General features: G+C 38.2%; 18 protein-coding genes and 1 other annotated feature. Of the genes, 16 read left to right on the top strand and 2 right to left on the bottom strand.

From position 1 onward, the window contains the following. Nucleotides 1-5: 5 nt before the first annotated feature. The 16 genes from J5J03_RS10135 to pyrE all read left to right on the top strand — a co-directional run bounded on the left by J5J03_RS10135 (nt 6) and on the right by pyrE (nt 18,990). Nucleotides 6-290 (top strand): YggT family protein, encoded by a 285-nt coding sequence (locus J5J03_RS10135; protein ID WP_208589295.1) that lies wholly within the window; start codon nt 6-8, stop codon nt 288-290. A 3-nt stretch (nt 291-293) separates the two neighbouring features. Beyond that, the gene (locus J5J03_RS10130) at nt 294-1,073 is read left to right on the top strand and encodes a YlmH family RNA-binding protein (RefSeq protein ID WP_331460475.1); all 780 of its coding nucleotides are present in this window, start codon (nt 294-296) and stop codon (nt 1,071-1,073) included. Nucleotides 1,074-1,158: 85 nt separating this feature from the next. Then, nucleotides 1,159-1,671 (top strand): DivIVA domain-containing protein, encoded by a 513-nt coding sequence (locus tag J5J03_RS10125; RefSeq protein ID WP_208589294.1) that lies wholly within the window; start codon nt 1,159-1,161, stop codon nt 1,669-1,671. A gap of 59 nt (nt 1,672-1,730) precedes the next feature. Continuing rightward, nucleotides 1,731-1,952 (top strand) — a binding site (T-box leader). Nucleotides 1,953-2,303: 351 nt separating this feature from the next. Next, nucleotides 2,304-5,063, top strand: coding sequence for an isoleucine--tRNA ligase (ileS, locus tag J5J03_RS10120; RefSeq protein WP_208589293.1), 2,760 nt, complete (start codon nt 2,304-2,306; stop codon nt 5,061-5,063). A gap of 786 nt (nt 5,064-5,849) precedes the next feature. Continuing rightward, complete coding sequence (lspA, locus tag J5J03_RS10115; RefSeq protein WP_208589286.1) at nt 5,850-6,323, top strand: signal peptidase II; 474 nt, start codon at nt 5,850-5,852, stop codon at nt 6,321-6,323. Then, on the top strand, nt 6,320-7,234 hold the full coding sequence (locus J5J03_RS10110; protein WP_208589284.1) for an RluA family pseudouridine synthase: 915 nt from the start codon (nt 6,320-6,322) through the stop codon (nt 7,232-7,234). The genes lspA and J5J03_RS10110 overlap by 4 nt, the downstream gene beginning before the upstream one ends. 226 nt (nt 7,235-7,460) lie before the next feature. Continuing rightward, on the top strand, nt 7,461-8,003 hold the full coding sequence (gene pyrR / locus J5J03_RS10105) for a bifunctional pyr operon transcriptional regulator/uracil phosphoribosyltransferase PyrR (protein WP_208589283.1): 543 nt from the start codon (nt 7,461-7,463) through the stop codon (nt 8,001-8,003). Between the two features lie 132 nt (nt 8,004-8,135). Further along, nucleotides 8,136-9,515, top strand: coding sequence for a solute carrier family 23 protein (locus J5J03_RS10100; protein WP_208589282.1), 1,380 nt, complete (start codon nt 8,136-8,138; stop codon nt 9,513-9,515). A gap of 34 nt (nt 9,516-9,549) precedes the next feature. Then, entirely contained in the window at nt 9,550-10,479 is a 930-nt protein-coding gene (locus tag J5J03_RS10095; protein WP_208589281.1) for an aspartate carbamoyltransferase catalytic subunit, read from the top strand. Further along, complete coding sequence (locus J5J03_RS10090; protein WP_208589280.1) at nt 10,439-11,719, top strand: dihydroorotase; 1,281 nt, start codon at nt 10,439-10,441, stop codon at nt 11,717-11,719. Before J5J03_RS10095 ends, J5J03_RS10090 begins: the two co-directional genes overlap by 41 nt. Next, nucleotides 11,716-12,807, top strand: coding sequence for a carbamoyl phosphate synthase small subunit (locus J5J03_RS10085; RefSeq protein ID WP_208589279.1), 1,092 nt, complete (start codon nt 11,716-11,718; stop codon nt 12,805-12,807). The genes J5J03_RS10090 and J5J03_RS10085 overlap by 4 nt, the downstream gene beginning before the upstream one ends. Beyond that, on the top strand, nt 12,807-16,007 hold the full coding sequence (gene carB, locus J5J03_RS10080; protein ID WP_208589277.1) for a carbamoyl-phosphate synthase large subunit: 3,201 nt from the start codon (nt 12,807-12,809) through the stop codon (nt 16,005-16,007). The genes J5J03_RS10085 and carB overlap by 1 nt, the downstream gene beginning before the upstream one ends. Further along, a complete protein-coding gene (locus J5J03_RS10075; protein ID WP_208589275.1) occupies nt 16,004-16,765 on the top strand; it encodes a dihydroorotate dehydrogenase electron transfer subunit in 762 nt (253 codons plus the stop codon). The genes carB and J5J03_RS10075 overlap by 4 nt, the downstream gene beginning before the upstream one ends. Continuing rightward, nucleotides 16,762-17,670 carry a dihydroorotate dehydrogenase gene (locus J5J03_RS10070; protein WP_208589273.1) on the top strand — a complete coding sequence of 303 codons (909 nt, stop codon included), beginning with the start codon at nt 16,762-16,764 and terminating at the stop codon, nt 17,668-17,670. The genes J5J03_RS10075 and J5J03_RS10070 overlap by 4 nt, the downstream gene beginning before the upstream one ends. After that, nucleotides 17,670-18,374 carry an orotidine-5'-phosphate decarboxylase gene (gene pyrF, locus J5J03_RS10065; RefSeq protein ID WP_208589271.1) on the top strand — a complete coding sequence of 235 codons (705 nt, stop codon included), beginning with the start codon at nt 17,670-17,672 and terminating at the stop codon, nt 18,372-18,374. The genes J5J03_RS10070 and pyrF overlap by 1 nt, the downstream gene beginning before the upstream one ends. After that, nucleotides 18,367-18,990 carry an orotate phosphoribosyltransferase gene (pyrE, locus tag J5J03_RS10060; RefSeq protein WP_208589268.1) on the top strand — a complete coding sequence of 208 codons (624 nt, stop codon included), beginning with the start codon at nt 18,367-18,369 and terminating at the stop codon, nt 18,988-18,990. Before pyrF ends, pyrE begins: the two co-directional genes overlap by 8 nt. A 342-nt stretch (nt 18,991-19,332) precedes the next feature. Here pyrE and J5J03_RS10055 read toward each other — a convergent pair whose 3' ends face one another. Then, nucleotides 19,333-19,485, bottom strand: coding sequence for a small acid-soluble spore protein P (locus J5J03_RS10055; RefSeq protein ID WP_100360704.1), 153 nt, complete (start codon nt 19,483-19,485; stop codon nt 19,333-19,335). Between the two features lie 23 nt (nt 19,486-19,508). Continuing rightward, the gene (locus J5J03_RS10050) at nt 19,509-19,751 is read right to left on the bottom strand and encodes a DNA alkylation repair protein (protein WP_208589267.1); all 243 of its coding nucleotides are present in this window, start codon (nt 19,749-19,751) and stop codon (nt 19,509-19,511) included. Nucleotides 19,752-20,410: the final 659 nt, after the last annotated feature.

Raw genomic sequence — 20,410 nt, 5'->3', positions numbered from 1 at the left:
ATGAAATGGGATTATTACATCAGATTTTATATTATGCGATGACATTTTACACATATGCGATTATTATTTATATCTTAATGTCATGGTTTCCGGGAGCTAGAGAATCATCATTTGGGCAAATGCTCGGTTCAATTGTAGAACCATATTTAGAGCCGTTCAGGAAAATCATTCCTCCTATCGGTGGTATGATCGATATTTCACCAATTGTAGCAATTTTTGTTCTTCAGTTCGCAATGCGAGGATTGAATTATTTATTTATCAACCTCCTTTCTATTGTAGTTGGTCTATAGGTGATGGAGATGGATTTGTATCAGCATTTTAGGCAAGAGGAATACCCTTTTATCGACCAGGTATTGTCTTGGCGTGATGAAGTAAATACGAGATATGAGAGAAAAGTAATTGATTTTCTTCACCCAAGGGAACAAAAGATTTTTGAGATGATTATTGGAAATGATGAAGAATTGCAGTTAGTTTTCTTTGGAGGCTGGGAATCGGCTGAAAGAAAACGAGCGATACTAGCACCTTTTTATGAAGAAATCAAGGAATCAAGTTTTGAAGTAGAGTTATTACAAGCTACTTTTCCACAAAAATTTGTTTCCGTTGAACATCGAGATGTTTTAGGAACTTTTTTATCTGCTGGTATCAAACGAAAAAAGATTGGTGATATTGTTATTCACAATGATACTATTCAGATTCTCGTAGCATCAGATATAACGACCTATCTTATTACAAATGTCACGTCAATCAAGAAGGCAGGAGTCACTTTTGACAGAGTTTCGATGGCCGAAAGACTGCCATCTCAAGATACATGGCAATCGCGAATGGCAACATGTACATCTTTACGCTTAGATGTAATCATCAAAGAAATGTACCAAATTTCCAGACAACAAGCGTTGAATCTGATCAAGAAAGGTCTGGTAAAGGTAAATTTCCAAACCATTGATCAACCTTCCTTTGTGCTTGAAGAAGAAGATCTTATATCGATTAGAGGGAAAGGTAGGTCTCGGATTACTGAATTACAAGGTCGTACCAAAAAAGACAAAATAAGAATTACTTTTGAAAAATTATTATAATTTTTTGTTGAATTTTTTAGTGATTTGTCAATAAAGTATGATAAGATATTGTATAAAGAATGACATCTAATAGGAGGTGGCCGATGTGCCTTTAACACCGCTCGATATTCATAACAAGGAATTTGCTAGAGGTTTTCGGGGTTATGATGAAGATGATGTAAATGAATTTCTTGATCAGGTGATCAAAGATTACGAAGCGGTTATTCGTGAAAAGAAAGATTTAAAAGAAAAAGTGGACCAATTAAATGAGAAGCTTAGCCATTTCTCCAATATTGAAACGACGTTAAACAAATCGATTCTGGTTGCACAGGAGACTGCTGAAGAAGTAAAAGAAAATGCCAAAAAAGAATCTAAATTGATCATAAAAGAAGCAGAAAAAAATGCAGACCGAATTATTAATGAAGCATTGCATAAATCAAGATCTATCGCTTTAGAAGTAGAAGAATTAAAGAAACAAGCGAAAGTATTCCGTACCAGATTGAAAATGTTAGTAGAAGCACAACTTGACTTAGTAGAAAATAATGATTGGGATGGATTATTTGAAATAAACATCGAGAACGAAGAAGAACCGGAAAGAGAAGAGTCCAATCAATATTAATTCTTGACGAAATAAAAAATATTACATATAATTCTTACTACAAACTTTTCATACTTGAAGGAAATACTATGATTGGGAGAGTATATTTGGATTACTAACAAAGCGAGTTAGGGATGGTGTAAGCCTAATTTAGTACCTAAATAGAAAATCACCCATGAGTAGTTACACTGAATAGAGTAAGTGTAAACGAGTCATTCACGTTACGAATTGCTGAGTGGATAGCACGACGACGTGCGTTGTTATCTATAAGGGTGGTACCGCGAGAACTCCTCGTCCCTTTCCGGGATGAGGAGTTCTTTTTTTGGATTAGACCCCTTAAAACAGTGTACAAAATCCATAAACTGCAAGGTAACGTTAAACCGGGATGATCGTGGACATTTGTTCCGTTATTGGTGACAAAAATGGTGTTTTTAGGATACTAGCAGACATCTATTCCGTTATTCATCGAAAATAAAGTTAATTTTCTAAAAAAATAACCAAATAAGGGATTAGATGTCCGCCAACACCGAAAAACGATTGTTATTCCGTCAAATAACGCACTAAATGTCCGCTCAACAAACATTAGCATCAAGACAATATTTTACTAGTTCGCAGTTTTTATCTTTGGCAAATCAGAATAAGGAGGACTTAAATTGGAATATAAACAAACATTGAAAATGCCTCGCACGAAATTTCCGATGCGTGGTAATTTACCTAACAAAGAACCAGAAATGCAAAAAAAGTGGGATGAAGAAAAACTGTATGAAAAAGTACAACAACGAACAGAGGGGAAGCCGTTGTTCGTATTACATGATGGACCTCCATATGCAAATGGAGACATCCATATGGGGCATGCACTAAACAAAGTATTAAAGGATTTTATTGTCAAATATAAATCAATGGCAGGGTTCCACGCACCATATGTGCCTGGCTGGGACACACACGGTCTACCAATCGAGCAAGCACTTGCTAAGAAGAAAGTGAACCGTAAGAAAATGACCATTGCCGAATTTAGACAAAAATGTGCAGAGTATGCATTAAAGCAAATTGATAATCAACGAAACCAATTTAAACAGTTAGGTGTAAGAGGAGACTGGGAAAATCCTTATATCACATTAAACAAGTCCTATGAAGCAGCACAAATTAAGGTGTTTGGAGAGATGGCCAAAAAAGGCTATATTTATAAAGGGTTAAAACCTGTTTACTGGTCTCCATCATCAGAATCTGCTTTAGCAGAAGCTGAAATCGAATATCAAGATAAACGTTCAGCATCTATTTATGTAGCATTTAATGTGAAAGATGGTAAAGGTTTATTAGATGGTGATGAAAAATTTGTGATCTGGACAACAACACCTTGGACACTTCCAGCAAATTTAGCTATTTCAGTACATCCAGAATTAGAATACGCTGTTGTGAAAGTTGCTGACGAAAAATATATTGTCGCACATGATATGTTAAATGAACTAAAAGAAACATTAGAGTGGCAAGAAGCAGAAGTAGTGAAAACTTTCAAGGGTAAAGAAGCAGATAGACTAGTTGCAGAGCACCCTTTCTATGACCGTGAATCATTAATCATTTTAGGTGATCACGTAACAACCGAAAGTGGTACAGGACTTGTTCATACTGCACCAGGACACGGGGAAGATGACTTTATTATCGGTAAGCAATATGGTTTAGATGTATTGTGCCCTGTTGATGAAAAAGGAGTTTTCACAGCGGAAGCACCAGGCTTCGAAGGGTTATTCTATGATGCAGCCAACAAACAAGTAACCGAAAAACTTGAAGAAAACAATGCGCTCTTAAAACTTAACTTTATCACTCACTCCTACCCACATGACTGGCGTACGAAAAAGCCAACGATTTTCCGTGCGACTAATCAATGGTTTGCATCAATCAAAGATTTTCGAGCGGATATTTTAGCGGAAATTAATCGAATTAACTGGTTACCAAAATGGGGCGAAACGCGACTATTTAATATGGTGCGAGATCGTGAAGATTGGTGTATTTCTAGACAACGTACATGGGGTGTACCAATTCCGGTGTTTTACGGTGAAGATAAGACACCAATCATTAATGACGAAACGATCCATCATGTAGCTGAACTTTTTGAAGAACATGGTTCTAATATCTGGTTTGAGTGGGATACGAAAGATTTACTACCGGAAGGGTTCTCTTCTGAACACAGTCCAAATGGGGAATTCACGAAAGAAATGGACATCATGGACGTATGGTTTGACTCCGGTAGCTCTCATGAAGGAGTATTGGAAGGAAGAGAGGATCTACAACGACCTGCAGATGTGTATTTAGAAGGTTCTGACCAATATCGTGGCTGGTTTAACTCATCTATTTCAACAGCTGTTGCAGTAACAGGTAAAGCTCCATATGAAACAGTAATTAGTCACGGTTTCGCATTAGATGGCCAAGGTCGTAAAATGAGTAAATCGGTAGGAAATGTAGTTGTACCTTCTAAAATCATGAAACAATACGGTGCAGATATTCTTCGTTTATGGGTAGCTTCTGTTGATTATCAGGCAGATGTTCGTATTTCTGATGAGATTATTAAACAAACATCAGAAGGATATCGTAAAATTCGCAATACGTTCCGCTTCTTACTTGGTAATTTAGCTGATTTCACACTAGAGGATCGTGTAGAAGAAGCCCAACTGGAAGAAGTCGATCGTTACATGTTATATCGCCTGCAACAAGTGATTGATAAGTCACGCAAAGCCTATGACGAATATGATTTCTCAACAGTATATCAAACGATTCATCATTTCTGTACGATTGATTTAAGCTCATTCTATCTAGATTTTGCAAAGGATATTCTCTATATTGAGGCAGAGGATAATCATAGAAGACGTAGTATTCAAACAGTCTATCACGAAATGATTACTTCCTTAGTGAAATTGTTGACACCGATCTTAACTCATACAATGGAAGAAGTGTGGAGTTATATTCCAGGTGTGGAAGCAGAAAGTCCACAACTAACGGATATGCCAGAAGCAAGAGAAATCAAAGATCAAGAGCAATTAGCTTCAAAATGGTCACAATTTATGGATGTACGTGACGATATTCTAAAAGCTTTAGAAGAAGCACGTGCAGAAAAAGTAATTGGTAAATCATTAGAAGCTTCTGTTACGATCAAAGCTAATGATGATAAGGTAGCAACGTTATTAGCTGAAGTACCATATCTACATCAACTGTTAATTGTTTCTCATGTGGAACTAGTTGATGAACTAACAGATGGTCAAACGTTTGAACATGTAACATTGAAAATTAGTAAACATGATGGGGAAACTTGTGAACGCTGTTGGGTGATTTCAGATACAGTAGGTAAAGATCAAGATCATCCAACGTTATGTACGCGTTGTGCAACGGTAGTAAAGGAAAACTATGCAGAGCTTGTAGAATAGTATCATCAAAGCAACTATCTTCCACATAAAGATAGTTGCTTTTCTATTCCACATAGAAATATCGCAGTTGATACAAACTGCGAAGTAATGAAAATACTATTTGTTCGAAACTAAATGTACAGTCACCTATGAAGTAATTTTGACATGGATCGTGATCATAACCGCCACTCCGGCTGCCCACTTCCCTTTCCGTGGGGTTTGCCCTTCAGCTAACTTTTTCGAGCAAAAACCGCTCGAAAAAGTGGATCTTCAGGCCAAACAGGTCCCACAGGAGTTGAAGTGGGCGGCCTTCGTTAATATTTGCTCCACAACACTAATCCGAAATCAACCAGTCGATTTCTCCACCATATGTAGCAATAGAGCGCGACTATGCTCAGGAGGGATTTACAGCCGATTAAAACAGAAAAGCTTAGTTCCATGAGTTCATTTCTTTCTATAATCAGCGAACAAAAATAGCGGAGGCAGAATACGGAGACTCCTGTGGGAACTCACGCGAGCTGAAGATCTACTTGGTGAAGTGTTTTTCTTTGCCAAGTTAGCTAAAAACCGCCCATGGAAAGCGCAGTATTTTGCCGGAGCGTATGTGAGCACTCATCAAAATGCAGTAAGGGACGAGAGTAAATCCATGCACGTTACGGCGTAGTATATGGATACGGCGAAGGCTGTTAAATTGGTAGACGTGTGTTTGTGGCTTTATGGTATTACAAGTTTTCTTTAATGGGAAGATAATGGTATAATATGATGGGTATTTAAGTAGTTCGTTTAATGAAATGTCGGAGGTATATTATGTGGAGAGTATATGTAGTAGCGTTAGCAGTTGTCATTATTGATCAATTAACAAAATGGCTTGTCGTAACAAATATGGAACTTGGAGAACAAATCACAGTTATTGAATCCTTTTTTTATTTAACATCACACCGAAATTCTGGTGCAGCATGGGGGATATTGCAAGGTCAGATGATCTTTTTTTACATCATTACCGTGATCGTTATTGGCTTTATTATTTTTTATATCCAAAAGTTTGGTAAGGAGAGTAAATGGTTAAGACTTGCTTTAGCTTTTGTTTTAGGCGGTGCAATCGGTAATTTTATTGATCGCCTGTTCCGTAAAGAGGTAGTTGACTTCTTTGACGTTTATATCGGTACATATGATTATCCGATCTTTAATATTGCTGATTCCGCATTGGTAGTAGGAGTTATCGCTATTTTCATCTATACATTTTTAGATGAGAGAAACAAAAAAAGGAGCAACCAGACATGAGCGAGTTTTCTTATGTAGTTAAGACGAATGATCAAGGGACACGGATAGATAAACTAATAGTCGATATTACAGAAGACTATTCCAGATCACAAATTAAAACTTGGTTTGATAAAAACTTAGTGCTTGTAAACGGTAAGACGGTGAAACAAAACTATAAATGCCAGATTGAGGATCAAATAGAGTGGCAAGTACCGGAAGTAGAACCGTTAGATGTAGTGGCAAAAGATATACCGATTGATATCGTATATGAAGATGAAGATATTCTTGTCATTAATAAAAAAAGCGGCATGGTCGTTCATCCCGCAGCTGGGCATCAGGAAGATACTTTAGTCAATGCTTTACTGTACCACTGTGATGATTTATCAGGTATTAATGGTGTGAAGAGACCTGGGATAGTCCATCGAATTGATAAAGACACGAGTGGTTTATTAGTAGTAGCTAAACACGATGTTGCACACGAAAGATTAGCAGAGCAACTGAAAGAGAAAAAAATGAAAAGAGCATATAAAGCAATTGTTCATGGGGATATACCGCATGAATATGGTTCGATTGATGCACCGATAGGACGAAGCGAAAAGAATCGTCAGTTAATGGATGTTACGGAGAAAGGCAAAGATGCTGTGACACATTTTGAAGTGATTGAAAGACTGCATGGAAAATTCACGCTTGTGAAATGTGTGTTAGAAACTGGGAGAACTCATCAGATTCGTGTCCACATGAAATATATTGGTTATCCATTAGTTGGTGATCCAAAATATGGTCAAAGAAAAACAATAGATGTCGATGGTCAAGCACTGCATGCTTATCATCTAAGTTTTGAACACCCCGTGAAGAAAGAACAGATGGATTTCGAAGTACCAGTACCAGAGAAATTTGCAACGGTGTTAGAAAATATCCGAAAAAGTTATTGACTTAGCGGGCAGTTTTTGACATAATATAAACAATATCATAAAGACCTTTTAAAACAGTCCCGTGAGGCTGAAAAGGAAACGGATCAACATACTACAGGTATGCCAAAAAAATCCTTATTCTCCCACGGAGAATAAGGATTTTTTATGCAAGAAGGAAGATAGATAATGACCGCTCTAAAAACGAAGTAATAGGTCTTAACAAGTTATATAAAGTGAGGTTTTTATGATGAATAAAAAAGCAAATGTACTAGATGCACCGGCAATGAGAAGGGCACTGACACGAATTGCCCACGAAATTCTCGAACGAAACAAGGGTGTAGAAGGATTAATGCTAGTAGGAATTAAAACCAGAGGAGTGCCGATTGCCAAACGGCTTCAAGAACGGATTCAGGATATCGAAGGTGTAAAGGTCCCGATTGGAGAATTGGATATTACGCTTTACCGTGATGATTTATCACATGTCGACAACCAGGAACCAAGACTAAATGAAGCCAACCTAAAAGAACAAGTTACAGGTAAAAATGTTATTTTAGTAGATGATGTTTTATACACAGGAAGAACAGTGAGAGCTGCTATGGATGCTATTATGGATCAAGGAAGACCGTCTCAAATGCAGTTAGCTGTCTTAGTTGATCGGGGACATCGTGAACTGCCCATACGTGCAGATTTTATCGGTAAAAACATCCCAACATCCCAAAATGAAATTATTACGGTTGAGTTGGAAGAAATTGATCAACAAGACAGTGTCAGTATTTATGAAAAAAAATAAGACCTTTAAACAAGTACAGAGATGCTTGCAAGGTCGCATTTAAAGGATACGTGTACCTTTTTATACTACACGTCTACCTCTTTGCGACCAGCAAAGAGGTTTTTTTAGCCGAAAAGAAGGGGAGATAGAGAAATGTCAGAGAAAAAAATGGTTTTAGGTGTCAGGGAAGTACCTAAAATATCAGAATGGTTACTGTTTAGTATACAACACTTATTTGCCATGTTTGGAGCTACGATTTTAGTACCATTTCTAACAGATTTATCACCAGCGGTCGCTTTAGTATCCAGTGGTATGGGTACATTAGCGTACCTGCTGATTACAAAAGGTCAGATACCGGCCTATTTAGGTTCCAGCTTTGCTTTTATTGCACCAATTACAAGTGCGATGGCAATAGGTGGACCTGGTGGAGTTATGATTGGAAGTTTCCTTGCAGGTGTTGTTTATGGAATACTTTCGTTACTGATAGGTGCTTTTGGAACGGATTGGATTATAAAAGTATTACCACCGATCGTAGTAGGACCAGTCATTATAGTGATTGGATTAGGCTTAGCGCCAACAGCGATTGATATGGCGATGAATGTAGATGGAGAATATAGCGGTGTTCATTTCAGTGCAGCCATTGTAACGTTGCTGATCACGGTTATTGGCTCCTTATTATTCAGAGGATTTTTCGGTCTTATTCCGATCCTGATTGGGATCATAGGTGGTTATGTTTACTCATTAATTATTACTGCTATCACTAATGTAAAGGTATTAGATGCCAGTGGCGTACAAGCAGCATGGGATAAAATTGTTTCCAGTAACTCATTTGGTGAAGTTGTTCAGTCGGTTTTTTTAGTGCCCGATTTTGTTATCCCATTTGTTACGTTTAATCCAGTCGATGTGTTTAGCTGGAGTATCGTGTTCCTCATGGTACCAGTCGCTGTTGTAACCGTAGCGGAGCATATCGGTGATCAAATGGTGTTATCTAAAGTAGCTGGTAAAAATTTCATAAAGAAACCTGGACTACATCGCTCGATATTAGGTGATGGGGTAGCAACAATCATCGCTTCATTATTAGGAGGCCCGCCAAATACTACGTATGGAGAAAACATTGGCGTATTGGCAATAACGAGAGTATTTAGTGTGTTTGTTATCGGTGGCGCAGCTGTCTTAGCAATTATTTTCGGTTTTATCGGGATTATTACCGAACTGATAGCATCCATTCCTACCCCAGTGATGGGTGGTGTGTCGATTCTGCTATTCGGTATTATTGCCTCAAGTGGATTACGCATGCTGATTGATAACCACATTGACCTTGGCATTAAACGAAATCTAGTCATCTCGTCAGTTATCTTAGTAATCGGCATCGGTGGAGCATATGTAAACATTCCGGTCGGAGATGTAGATGTAACCATCGCAGGCATGGCTCTCTCAGCCTTAATTGGCCTGATCTTAAATCTTATACTACCAGAGAAAGAATCAGGTTATGGCAATGGTAATATGTTTGCAACACCTGAAGATGGAGAATAATAGATCAACTAAAAAAGATAGGGAGGATGTAAAGATGGAGCATTTTGTGACGATGAAGGAAAAAAGCGCAGCAGAAATTCTTCAATTGGTTAAAAGAGCAAATGAAATTAGTCAAAAAGGGGTAAACCCTTTAAAAGGACAAATTTTTGCTGCTAATCTTTTCTTCGAACCAAGTACACGTACCAAAACGAGTTTTGTTGTAGCAGAAAGAAAACTAGGAATAGAACCATTAGAATTTATGGCTGACCATTCTAGTGTAACAAAAGGTGAAAGTATTTATGACACAGCAAAAACGTTTGAAGCGATTGGCGCAAATCTTATCGTAGTACGACACCAAGAAGAAAACATAGCTAATCAATTAGCCGAATCTTTATCTATCCCTGTCATTAACGCAGGAGACGGAACAGGTGAACACCCGACACAATGCCTGCTGGATCTGGTAACTATTTACCAGGAATATCAAAAGTTTAAAGGATTAAAAGTAGTGATTGCTGGTGACATCAAGCATAGTCGTGTTGCTCGATCCAATGCTATTGCTCTTTCTACATTAGGCTGTGAGGTCTATCTAACTGGAAAGGAAGAATGGCATGATGATTCATTAGCCTTTTCATATGTATCGATGGATGAAGCTATCGAAATTGCAGATGTAATGATGCTACTACGGATTCAGCATGAGCGACATCAGCAACGAACCTCCATGCAACAAGAAGGTTATCTTGAGAAATATGGTTTAACTGTGGAAAGAGAAGCAAAGATGAAAAAACACGCAATTATCTTACATCCGGCACCTGTAAACAGAGGTGTGGAAATTGATACAAACTTAGTTGAATGTGAGAGATCAAGAATATTCAAGCAAATGAAAAATGGTGTAGTAGCAAGAATGGCAGTAATGGAGACACTTTTAACCAAAGGGGGCAACTTCAATGAAGAAGATTTTAACAAACGTCAAGCATTTATCGGTTAACGGTCATTTACAACCATGTGAAATTTTAATAGAAGATGGGAAAATCAAAGCTATTGGAACTGACATCGATGTTTCAGAAGTAGAACAAATCGATGGCAAAGGTAACTTGGTTACTGCAGGGTTTGTTGATGTCCATGTTCATTTAAGAGAGCCAGGTGGCGAGGCAAAAGAAACGATTGAAACTGGTACAAAATCAGCTGCACGAGGTGGATATACAACGGTTTGTGCCATGCCGAATACACAACCAACACCTGATTCTGTTGAAGTTCTACAAGCTATTCAGGACCGAATTAAAGAGACAGCAGCAATTCGTGTATTACCATATGCATCAATTACGGAGCGACTTGTAGGGGATAAGTTAACGGATATGAAGGCATTAAAGGAAGCGGGCGCTTTTGCGTATACAGATGATGGTGTAGGTGTTCAATCAGCAGATATGATGTTACAAGCGATGACGCAAGCAGCAGCGGCTGACATGCCTATTGTTGCCCATTGTGAGGAAAATACATTAATTCACAATGGCGTGATGCATCAAGGTCAAGTAAGTCAGCAATTAGGTTTACCTGGAATACCTTCTATTTGTGAGTCTGTACAAATTGCGCGTGATGTTCTTTTAGCAGAAGCAACGGGATGCCATTATCACGTATGCCACGTCAGTACTAAAGAATCTGTCCGTGTAATCCGTGATGCGAAAAAAGCTGGGATTCGTGTAACAGCAGAAGTAACACCACATCATCTATTAATCAATGAAAATGCCATTACCGAAAATGATGCAAATTTTAAAATGAACCCGCCTTTACGTGCCAAAGAAGATCAAGAGGCACTGATTGAAGGCTTACTTGATGGAACGATAGATTTTATTGCGACAGATCATGCTCCACATACTGCAGAGGAGAAAGCGAACGGTATGGAAGAAGCACCATTTGGCATTGTTGGTTTTGAAACAGCATTTTCTCTTCTTCATACCCACTTTGTCCAAGAAGGAATCTTTACATTGAAACAGCTTATTGATTGGCTGACGGTAAAACCAGCAGATACTTTCGGTCTACCATATGGAAGAATGGAGATTGGAGCTAGTGCCGATTTAACGCTACTTAATCTCGAAACAAATGAAAGTATAGATAAAGATACGTTTGTATCGAAAGGGAAAAATACACCATTTGATAAATGGGAAGTAACAGGAAAACCGGTAATGACGATTTATCAAGGTGAGATCGCTTATGAGGAGGCAACAGAATGAAAAGACAGCTTATTTTAGAAGACGGTACCGTTTTTAATGGTGAAGCATTTGGTTCATTAGAAGAAAGTATTGGTGAAGTGGTATTTAATACTGGAATGACAGGTTATCAGGAAACATTGTCTGATCCATCCTATTGTGGTCAAATCGTTACGATGACATATCCGCTCATTGGAAATTACGGTATAAATCGAGACGATTTTGAAACGATTACGCCATCTATTTTTGGTTTTGTAGTAAAAGAATTCGCCGAAATACCTTCTAACTTTCGAAGTGACGAAAACCTTGATGAATACTTGAAAGCCAATCAAATACCAGGTATTGCTGGAATTGATACAAGAAAACTTACTAAAATTTTACGACAACACGGGACAATGCGCGGTATTTTAACAGAAGCCGGTGCTGAGGATCCAGAGGCATTAGTTAAATTAAAACAAGCAAAATTACTCACTAATCAAGTTGCACAAGTTTCTACAGTAAAGCCATACGTTTCACCTGGTAGAGGGTACCGGATTGTATTAGTAGACTTTGGAATGAAGCATGGTATTTTACGAGAATTAACGAAACGTAATTGTCATGTCACCGTAGTACCTTACAACTACAGTGCAGAAAATATCTTGCGCTTAAAACCAGATGGTATCATGTTAACCAATGGTCCTGGCAATCCTAAAAATGTTCCAGAAGCGATCGAAATGATCAAGGATGTTATGCCGACTGTACCGACCTTTGGTATTTGCTTAGGACACCAATTATTAGCATTAGCGTGTGGGGCTGATACGGAAAAATTAAAGTTTGGTCACCGTGGATCCAATCATCCTATTTATGATTTTGAGACAAAACGTACTTACCTAACTTCACAAAATCACGGATATGCAGTAACAGAAGAATCTATTGCACAAACCGAACTAGAGCTTACTCAAATTGCTTTAAACGATAAAACAGTTGAAGGGGTAAAACATTCCAATTACCCGGCGTTCTCGGTACAATATCACCCTGAAAGTTCACCAGGACCTGATGATACAAACTATTTATTTGATCGTTTTATCAATAATATTCAAAGCTATCAAGCAGCACAGAAGGAGGAAGTCTAATGCCAAAAAGAACAGATATTCAAAAAATATTAGTAATCGGATCAGGTCCAATTGTCATTGGACAAGCAGCAGAATTTGACTATTCTGGAACACAAGCATGTCAATCATTGAAAGAAGAAGGTTACACAGTAATTTTAGCTAACTCCAATCCTGCAACCATTATGACTGATCACACGATTGCAGACACGGTATATATGGAGCCACTAACGGTAGAATTTCTATCAAAAATCATTCGTAAAGAACGTCCTGATGCTGTGTTGCCAACTCTCGGCGGGCAGACTGGATTGAATCTAGCTGTTGCTTTAGATGAATCAGGGATTTTAGAAGAGTATGGAGCGGAGTTACTTGGATCCAAGTTAGATGCGATCCAGCAAGCAGAGGATCGTGAGAAATTCAGAGCGTTAATGAATGAAATTAATGAACCTGTACCAGAAAGTCAAATTGTTAATACAGTAGAACAAGCATTAGACTTTGCAGGTGAAATTGGTTATCCACTAATTGTTAGACCAGCATACACACTCGGTGGTACTGGTGGCGGTATGTGTTACAACGAAACCGACTTAACAGAAATAACAAGAAACGGTTTAGCTTTATCACCAGTTAATCAATGTTTAATAGAAAGAAATATTGCAGGTTTTAAAGAAATTGAATATGAAGTTATGCGTGATAAAAATGATCAAGCGATTGTTGTATGTAACATGGAAAACATTGACCCAGTTGGGATTCATACTGGTGATTCGATTGTAGTAGCACCATCCCAAACATTAAGTGACCGTGAATATCAAATGTTGCGTTCAGCATCTTTAAAAATTATTCGCGCATTAGAAATTGAAGGAGGCTGTAACGTCCAATTAGCGTTAGATCCATACAGCTTTCAATACTATATAATTGAGGTAAATCCTAGGGTAAGCCGTTCGTCAGCCTTAGCATCTAAAGCAACAGGTTATCCAATTGCGAAGATTGCCGCTAAGATTGCAATCGGTATGACATTGGATGAAATTATGAATCCAATTACGGGAACTACTTACGCGATGTATGAGCCAGCTTTAGATTATGTCGTAACGAAATTTCCACGCTTCCCATTCGATAAATTTGTATTAGGTAACCGTAAACTAGGTACACAAATGAAAGCGACAGGGGAAGTTATGGCAATTGGTCGTAATTTCGAAGAATCTCTATTAAAAGGAATACGATCTCTAGATATCAGTGGTGAAGATTTCTACCTAGCAGTATTAGAAGATGAATCATTAGATGTTTTAAAAGAACGCCTTGTAGATGCGGATGATGAGAGGTTCTATGTATTAGCTGAAGTGATGCGCCAAGGAATGACTGTTGAGGAAATTTTTCGGTTAACGAAGATCGATCGTTTCTTCTTAGAGAAGTTGAAGAAAATTATTGATTTAGAAGTGAAATTAGTTGAACTACCGCAAAATCTCGATTTATTAAAAGAAGCAAAACAATTAGGTATGTCTGATACTCAAATTGCTCGTTTATGGAATGTTGATGTGGATGAAGTGTATCAACTCAGAAAAAATGAGAATATTATACCTGTTTATAAGATGGTAGATACTTGTGCAGCAGAGTTCGAATCGGAAACGCCTTATTTTTACAGTGCATATGAAGAGGAAAATGAATCAGTAGTAACCGACCGTAATAAAGTACTAGTTATCGGTTCAGGTCCGATCCGAATCGGTCAAGGGATTGAATTCGATTATGCAACAGTTCACTCTGTATTAGCATTAAAAGAAGCAGGCTATGAAGCAATCATTATGAATAGTAACCCAGAGACAGTATCAACTGACTTTAGTGTTTCTGACAAGTTATACTTTGAACCATTAACATTAGAGGATGTTATGCATGTAATTGATCTGGAAAAACCAGAAGGAGTTATTGTTCAATTCGGTGGTCAAACCGCTATTAACCTAGCAGAAGGGTTAGAGCGTCGAGGGGTAAGAATTTTAGGTACACCACTTACAGCAATAGATACTGCCGAAGATCGTGATAAATTTGAACAACTTTTACAAGAATTAGACATTCCACAACCACAAGGTAAAAGTGTGCGTCAGTTAGATCAAGCAAAGGAAGCAGCCTCTTCGATCGGTTATCCAGTTTTAGTACGTCCATCGTATGTGATCGGTGGAAGTCAGATGGAAATTGTCTACAGTGAAGATGAGTTGGAGAGCTATTTAGCGAAAACAAACCATATTAAGCACAAGCACCCAGTATTAATCGACAAATATTTAACGGGAATTGAAGTAGAAGTAGATGCGATCAGTGATGGAGAAACAACAATTATTCCAGGAGTAATGGAACACATTGAACGTGCCGGTGTACATTCAGGTGACTCGATTGCCGTTTACCCTGCACAGCGATTATCAGAGGATATTAAACAAGAATGTGTAGACACTACGATAAAAATTGCGGAAAAATTAGGTGTCAAAGGGCTTATTAATATTCAATTTGTCGTGCACCACAATGAAGTATATGTATTAGAAGTGAACCCTAGAGCAAGCCGTACGATTCCATTTTTAAGTAAGATTACAGGTGTAACAATGGCTAATATTGCTACACGTTGTATTATAGGCGAATCATTGGCCAACATGGGCTATCAAAAAGGGTTGCTACCAGAACCAGAAACAGTATCTGTTAAAGTACCAGTATTCTCTTTCGAAAAATTACGCAGTGTTGATACGATGCTTGGACCTGAAATGAAGTCAACAGGGGAAGCAATCGGACGTGACAGAACATTAGAAAAAGCATTGTATAAAGGTTTAACAGCTTCAGGGTTAAAAATCCCGATGGAAGGTGCCATCCTAATTACGATAGCTGATAAAGATAAGTCAGAAGCATCGGAAATAGCGAAACGATTCTTTGAATTAGGTTTTCATCTCTATGCAACCGAGGGTACAGCAAATACGATCAGAGAATTAAATATTCCTGTAACAGAGGTTGGAAAAGTAGGAGCAGAAGGTAAAAACGTAATCTCCATCATTGAACAAGGAGAAGTTCAAGTTGTGATTAATACTCTTACTTCTGGCAAGAAACCTCGTTCTGATGGTTTTAGAATTCGTCGTGAATCAGTAGAACATGGTATCCCATGTTTAACTAGCTTAGATACAGCGGAAGCAATCGTGAATGTAATTGATTCGACAACATTTACTGCGAAGCCAGCAGTAGAAGGGAAGGCGATTGTACTGTGATAACGAAACAATTGCTGACAATAAAAAGTCATATGCAAATTGCTGAGGACACCTTTGAAGTGGTATTACACTCTCCATTGGCAAAAGAATTAAAGCCAGGGCAATTTGTGCATATTGCCTTAGCGAATCATATGCTACGCAGACCTGTTTCTGTCGCAGGGGTTGACACCGAATCGGAAACTTTTACGATCATCTTTAAAATATTTGGGGCAGGAACGCGTGAGCTAAGTAAATTTCAAGCAGGAGATTCACTTGATGTTATTTTGCCATGTGGATCCTATTATCCTGTGGATCAATTAGAGATAGACCATGCCTTAATAGTAGGTGGGGGGATTGGTGTTCCTCCGCTCTACTATCTAGCTAAAACGCTCAAGGAAAAAGGGATAAAGGTTACGAGTGTTCTTGGTTTCCAATCGAAAGAGCAAATCTTTTATGAAGAAAAATTTCAAGCATTAGGTAATACGTATATTGCGACAAATGATGGCAGTTATGGAAAAAAAGGCTTTGTTACAGACATTATCAATGAATTAAACCCTGCGTTTGATTACTTTTTCTCTTGCGGACCAACCCCGATGTTGAAGGCAGTTTCCGGTCAATTAGATGGACATAAAGGCTATATCTCATTAGAAGAAAGAATGGGTTGTGGAGTTGGGACATGTTATGCATGTGTTGTTCCTTTAAAAGAAGACCCTAAGAAATCGAAAAAAATATGTAAGGATGGACCAGTATTTTCAGCAAATGAGGTGATCTTAACATGAATTTAACGACAAGATTACCTGGGTTAACGTTAAAAAATCCTGTCATGCCTGCTTCCGGTTGTTTCGGGTTTGGCAAGGAATACAGTCAGTTTTATGATTTAAGTGAATTAGGAGCGATTATCGTTAAAGCTGCAACAGGTGAAGCAAGATACGGAAATCCGACACCACGAGTAGCAGAAACATCTAGTGGTATGCTAAATGCAATCGGACTACAAAATCCTGGTGTTGAAAAAATTATCGAAGAAGAGTTACCTTTTTTACGATCATATGACACGCCAGTTATTGCAAATGTTGCAGGTAGTACGGTAGAGGAATATGTCAAAGTTACCGAAACATTGAATCGTTCAGAAGATATTGCTGCTATTGAACTGAATATATCGTGCCCTAACGTCAAAGAGGGCGGTGTCCAATTTGGAACGGATCCGTCACTAGCGAAAGAAGTAACTTATCAGGTAAAAGAAGCAAGTGACTACCCGGTTTATGTCAAATTATCTCCGAATGTATCAAATATTGTAGAAATGGCAAAAGCAGTAGCAGATGCTGGAGCTGATGGTTTATCGATGATTAATACGCTAACAGGAATGCAAATTAATTTAAAACAACGCAAACCGATTATTGCCAATAAAACTGGTGGGTTATCAGGTCCAGCAATAAAACCGATTGCGATTCGGATGATCTATGAAGTTCGTCAAGCTCTCGATATTCCGATTATTGGAATGGGAGGAATTATCACAGCAGAAGATGCTTTAGAATTTCTTTTAGCAGGTGCTAATGCTGTAGCAGTGGGAACGGCTAATTTTCAAAACCCGCTTGCATGCCCTGAGATAATTAATGATTTACCAAGTGTGTTAAAGCAGTATGGATTTGATTCAGTGGAAGACGTAATAGGAAAGGGGCATGTGTAATGAAGCAACCATTTTTCCTCGCCTTAGATTTTCGTACAGCAGATGATGTGAAAGCATTTATCGAGAAGCATGACTTATATGGAGTACCTGTAAAAGTAGGGATGGAATTATTTTATCGTGAAGGTAGGGAAATGATTGATTGGCTAAAAGAACATAAACATCCGATTTTCTTAGACTTGAAACTTCATGATATTCCGACAACGGTGGAAAAAGCCATGTTTAATTTAGCTACCTTAGGGGTTGATATTGTCAACGTCCATGCTTCGGGAGGCTCTGATATGATCAAAGCAGCCAAAAGAGGGCTTGAAGCTGGAGCGGATGGTAAAGTTCCTAAACTAATTGCGGTAACTGTTCTGACATCACTGGATCAGTCAACATTAAAAGAGGAATTATATATCAATCAATCAGTAGACGATGCCGTTAAACGACTAGCATTATTAACGAAAAACAGTGGTGCAGATGGTGTTGTATGTTCGGCACATGAAGTACCAATTATTAAACAAGCCTGTGGTGATGCCTTCTTAACCGTAACACCAGGAATTAGATTGACTGAGTCTAATCAGAATGATCAAAAACGAGTAGCAACCCCTCAACTTGCGAAGCAAAATGGAGCGGATTATTTAGTTATAGGAAGAAGTATTACACAGGCAGAAAATCCAAAAGCTAATTATAGCCGAGTAGTAGAGGAGTGGGCAAATGCTTAAATCTAAAGAAATTGCCAATGCGCTATATGAGATAGATGCCATTCAAATTCGTCCAGATCGATCATTCGTATGGACATCTGGCATTCATTCTCCCATCTATTGTGATAATCGATTAACGATGTCTTATCCAGATGTACGAAAACAAATCGTAAAACAATTCGCGGAAATAATTGATCAGTTAACAGAAAAGCCAGATGTGATTGCAGGCTGTGCCACAGCAGGTATACCTCATGCTGCATGGCTAGCGGATTATTTAAATCTTCCAATGGTTTATGTACGATCAAAGCCAAAAGGACATGGCAAGCAAAATCAGATAGAAGGTAAGGTAGAACAAGGAGATAAAGTCATCGTAATTGAGGACCTTATATCTACGGGAGGATCATCTATCGAAAGTGCACTTGTATTACGAGAAGCAGGTGCTGAAGTTTTAAGTGTGTTAGCAATCTTTAGTTATGGTTTGAAAAAGGCGGATCAACAATTTAAAGAAGCTAATATACCTTTTACAACGATTACTAATTTTGATATTTTAGCTAAAGCATTAGTTGAAAATAATGAAATTACAGATGTAGAAAAAACAGACTTATTACAATGGCGGGATGAACTAGGAAATAATTAATATTAATATTTCCTGGGAAACCGCAGGAAATGTATTTATTCGATGTTGTTCGACGAGATCATGTGGAAAAATGCTATATAATGAAACGTTAGTTTATATACGTTTTTCATCTTAGTAGATTTAATAGTAAATCGCCTATTTCCATTAATACTAATGGGAGTAGGCGATTTTTTGTATGGAAAGCGGTTTTAGTCATAGTGGGAAAGTCAAACAGGACTTTTGAAGATTAGTGTAAAAATTTTGATAAATAAGCCTGTATTGACATGCAGTATTTTTTTGTTTCGTGATCGGTTCAGATTGTAGAATAACTCCTACCTCAGTACCTCGTATTGAACAGTCTTCTCACATGTCATGTGATGCACCATGTTTTTGTCGGGAATGGTTTTTATTTTTTACTTTATGCGATCCTGCTAAAGGTTCACCGTAGGGCTGTTGTACGCTTTTGGGTAAATCGGGTTGTTCTTGCTGTTTCGGTCCTTTGCGGTTTTTGGTCATATTTATTCATCCTCCATGATTATTTATGTTGTTTGCGCATACTTAATAAAGGTGTTTTCATCTTCGATTAAGCCACATATACCGCATTGTATTCTCCTGGTAGGGCCGTTGTAGGCGACATGAAAAGCTTCTAACGGTTCCTGCTCGTAATTATTGATCACTTCGCCAGTAGCTGCGTTTAATTTCACTGGTTTAGCAACTTGTTCAATTACATTAAAACGTGAACGGTTTGTTTTACATTTAGGACACCGGTAAGGCTGATTCAAGTAAAACACCTCCATGTGACTCTGTTATTTGTATGAGTATTGTTACAAAGATTGAACGATACTTACTTTTTATTTTCTCTGATTCCGGCTAAATTATACGAAGGCTTTAATCTTTTTGACAAAAGGTATAAGGTTTGACCGACAATATTCAAAGCGCATTGGAACAGATTAGCATTTAAATGGTTACTTCTTTAACTAAACAAGCAAAAACCCGCTCAGTCCTTATGACTTTTCTCTAGCATCCATTATGAAATACTTGAACAGCTTGACCACCGCTTCGGCTGCCCACTTCCCTTTCCGTGGAGTTTGTCCTTCAGCTAACTTTTTCGAGCAAAAAACGCTCGAAAAAGTGGATCTTCAGGTCAAACAATTCCCACAGGAGTGGAAATGGGCGGCCTACGCTTTGTCCATGTGCTACAACATTTGTCAGACCAGGTAATTGGGTTATTATCCCTGTGAAAGTGTAAGGTATGGCATAGGAAATACTAATAGGGGTTATAAAACCATATGCTTTTTCTGTTATTCGTTGTAGAAAAAAGGATAGCGAAGGCCGACCGTTTCGACTCCTTTAGCGTTAGCATGATCTGAACATCCACTTTTGCAGGAGTACTCCTGCAAAAGTTAGCTAAAAGAGCAGGCCCCTTGGAAAGTGAAACGGT

Source organism: Gracilibacillus suaedae (assembly GCF_017599345.1).
Lineage (GTDB): Bacteria > Bacillota > Bacilli > Bacillales > Amphibacillaceae > Gracilibacillus > Gracilibacillus suaedae.
The sequence above is the reverse complement of the archived record's forward strand: the minus strand, read 5'-3'. Positions and strand labels throughout refer to the sequence as shown.

Coding starts and splice junctions, on each gene's coding strand:
- pyrE (WP_208589268.1), top strand. CDS start 18,367: ATGCTTAAATCTAAAGAAATTGCCAATGCGCTATATGAGATAGATGCC.
- J5J03_RS10100 (WP_208589282.1), top strand. CDS start 8,136: ATGTCAGAGAAAAAAATGGTTTTAGGTGTCAGGGAAGTACCTAAAATA.
- pyrR (WP_208589283.1), top strand. CDS start 7,461: ATGAATAAAAAAGCAAATGTACTAGATGCACCGGCAATGAGAAGGGCA.
- lspA (WP_208589286.1), top strand. CDS start 5,850: ATGTGGAGAGTATATGTAGTAGCGTTAGCAGTTGTCATTATTGATCAA.
- J5J03_RS10130 (WP_331460475.1), top strand. CDS start 294: ATGGAGATGGATTTGTATCAGCATTTTAGGCAAGAGGAATACCCTTTT.
- J5J03_RS10110 (WP_208589284.1), top strand. CDS start 6,320: ATGAGCGAGTTTTCTTATGTAGTTAAGACGAATGATCAAGGGACACGG.
- J5J03_RS10135 (WP_208589295.1), top strand. CDS start 6: ATGGGATTATTACATCAGATTTTATATTATGCGATGACATTTTACACA.
- J5J03_RS10095 (WP_208589281.1), top strand. CDS start 9,550: ATGGAGCATTTTGTGACGATGAAGGAAAAAAGCGCAGCAGAAATTCTT.
- J5J03_RS10055 (WP_100360704.1), bottom strand. CDS start 19,485: ATGACCAAAAACCGCAAAGGACCGAAACAGCAAGAACAACCCGATTTA.
- carB (WP_208589277.1), top strand. CDS start 12,807: ATGCCAAAAAGAACAGATATTCAAAAAATATTAGTAATCGGATCAGGT.
- J5J03_RS10070 (WP_208589273.1), top strand. CDS start 16,762: ATGAATTTAACGACAAGATTACCTGGGTTAACGTTAAAAAATCCTGTC.
- J5J03_RS10085 (WP_208589279.1), top strand. CDS start 11,716: ATGAAAAGACAGCTTATTTTAGAAGACGGTACCGTTTTTAATGGTGAA.
- J5J03_RS10090 (WP_208589280.1), top strand. CDS start 10,439: ATGAAGAAGATTTTAACAAACGTCAAGCATTTATCGGTTAACGGTCAT.
- pyrF (WP_208589271.1), top strand. CDS start 17,670: ATGAAGCAACCATTTTTCCTCGCCTTAGATTTTCGTACAGCAGATGAT.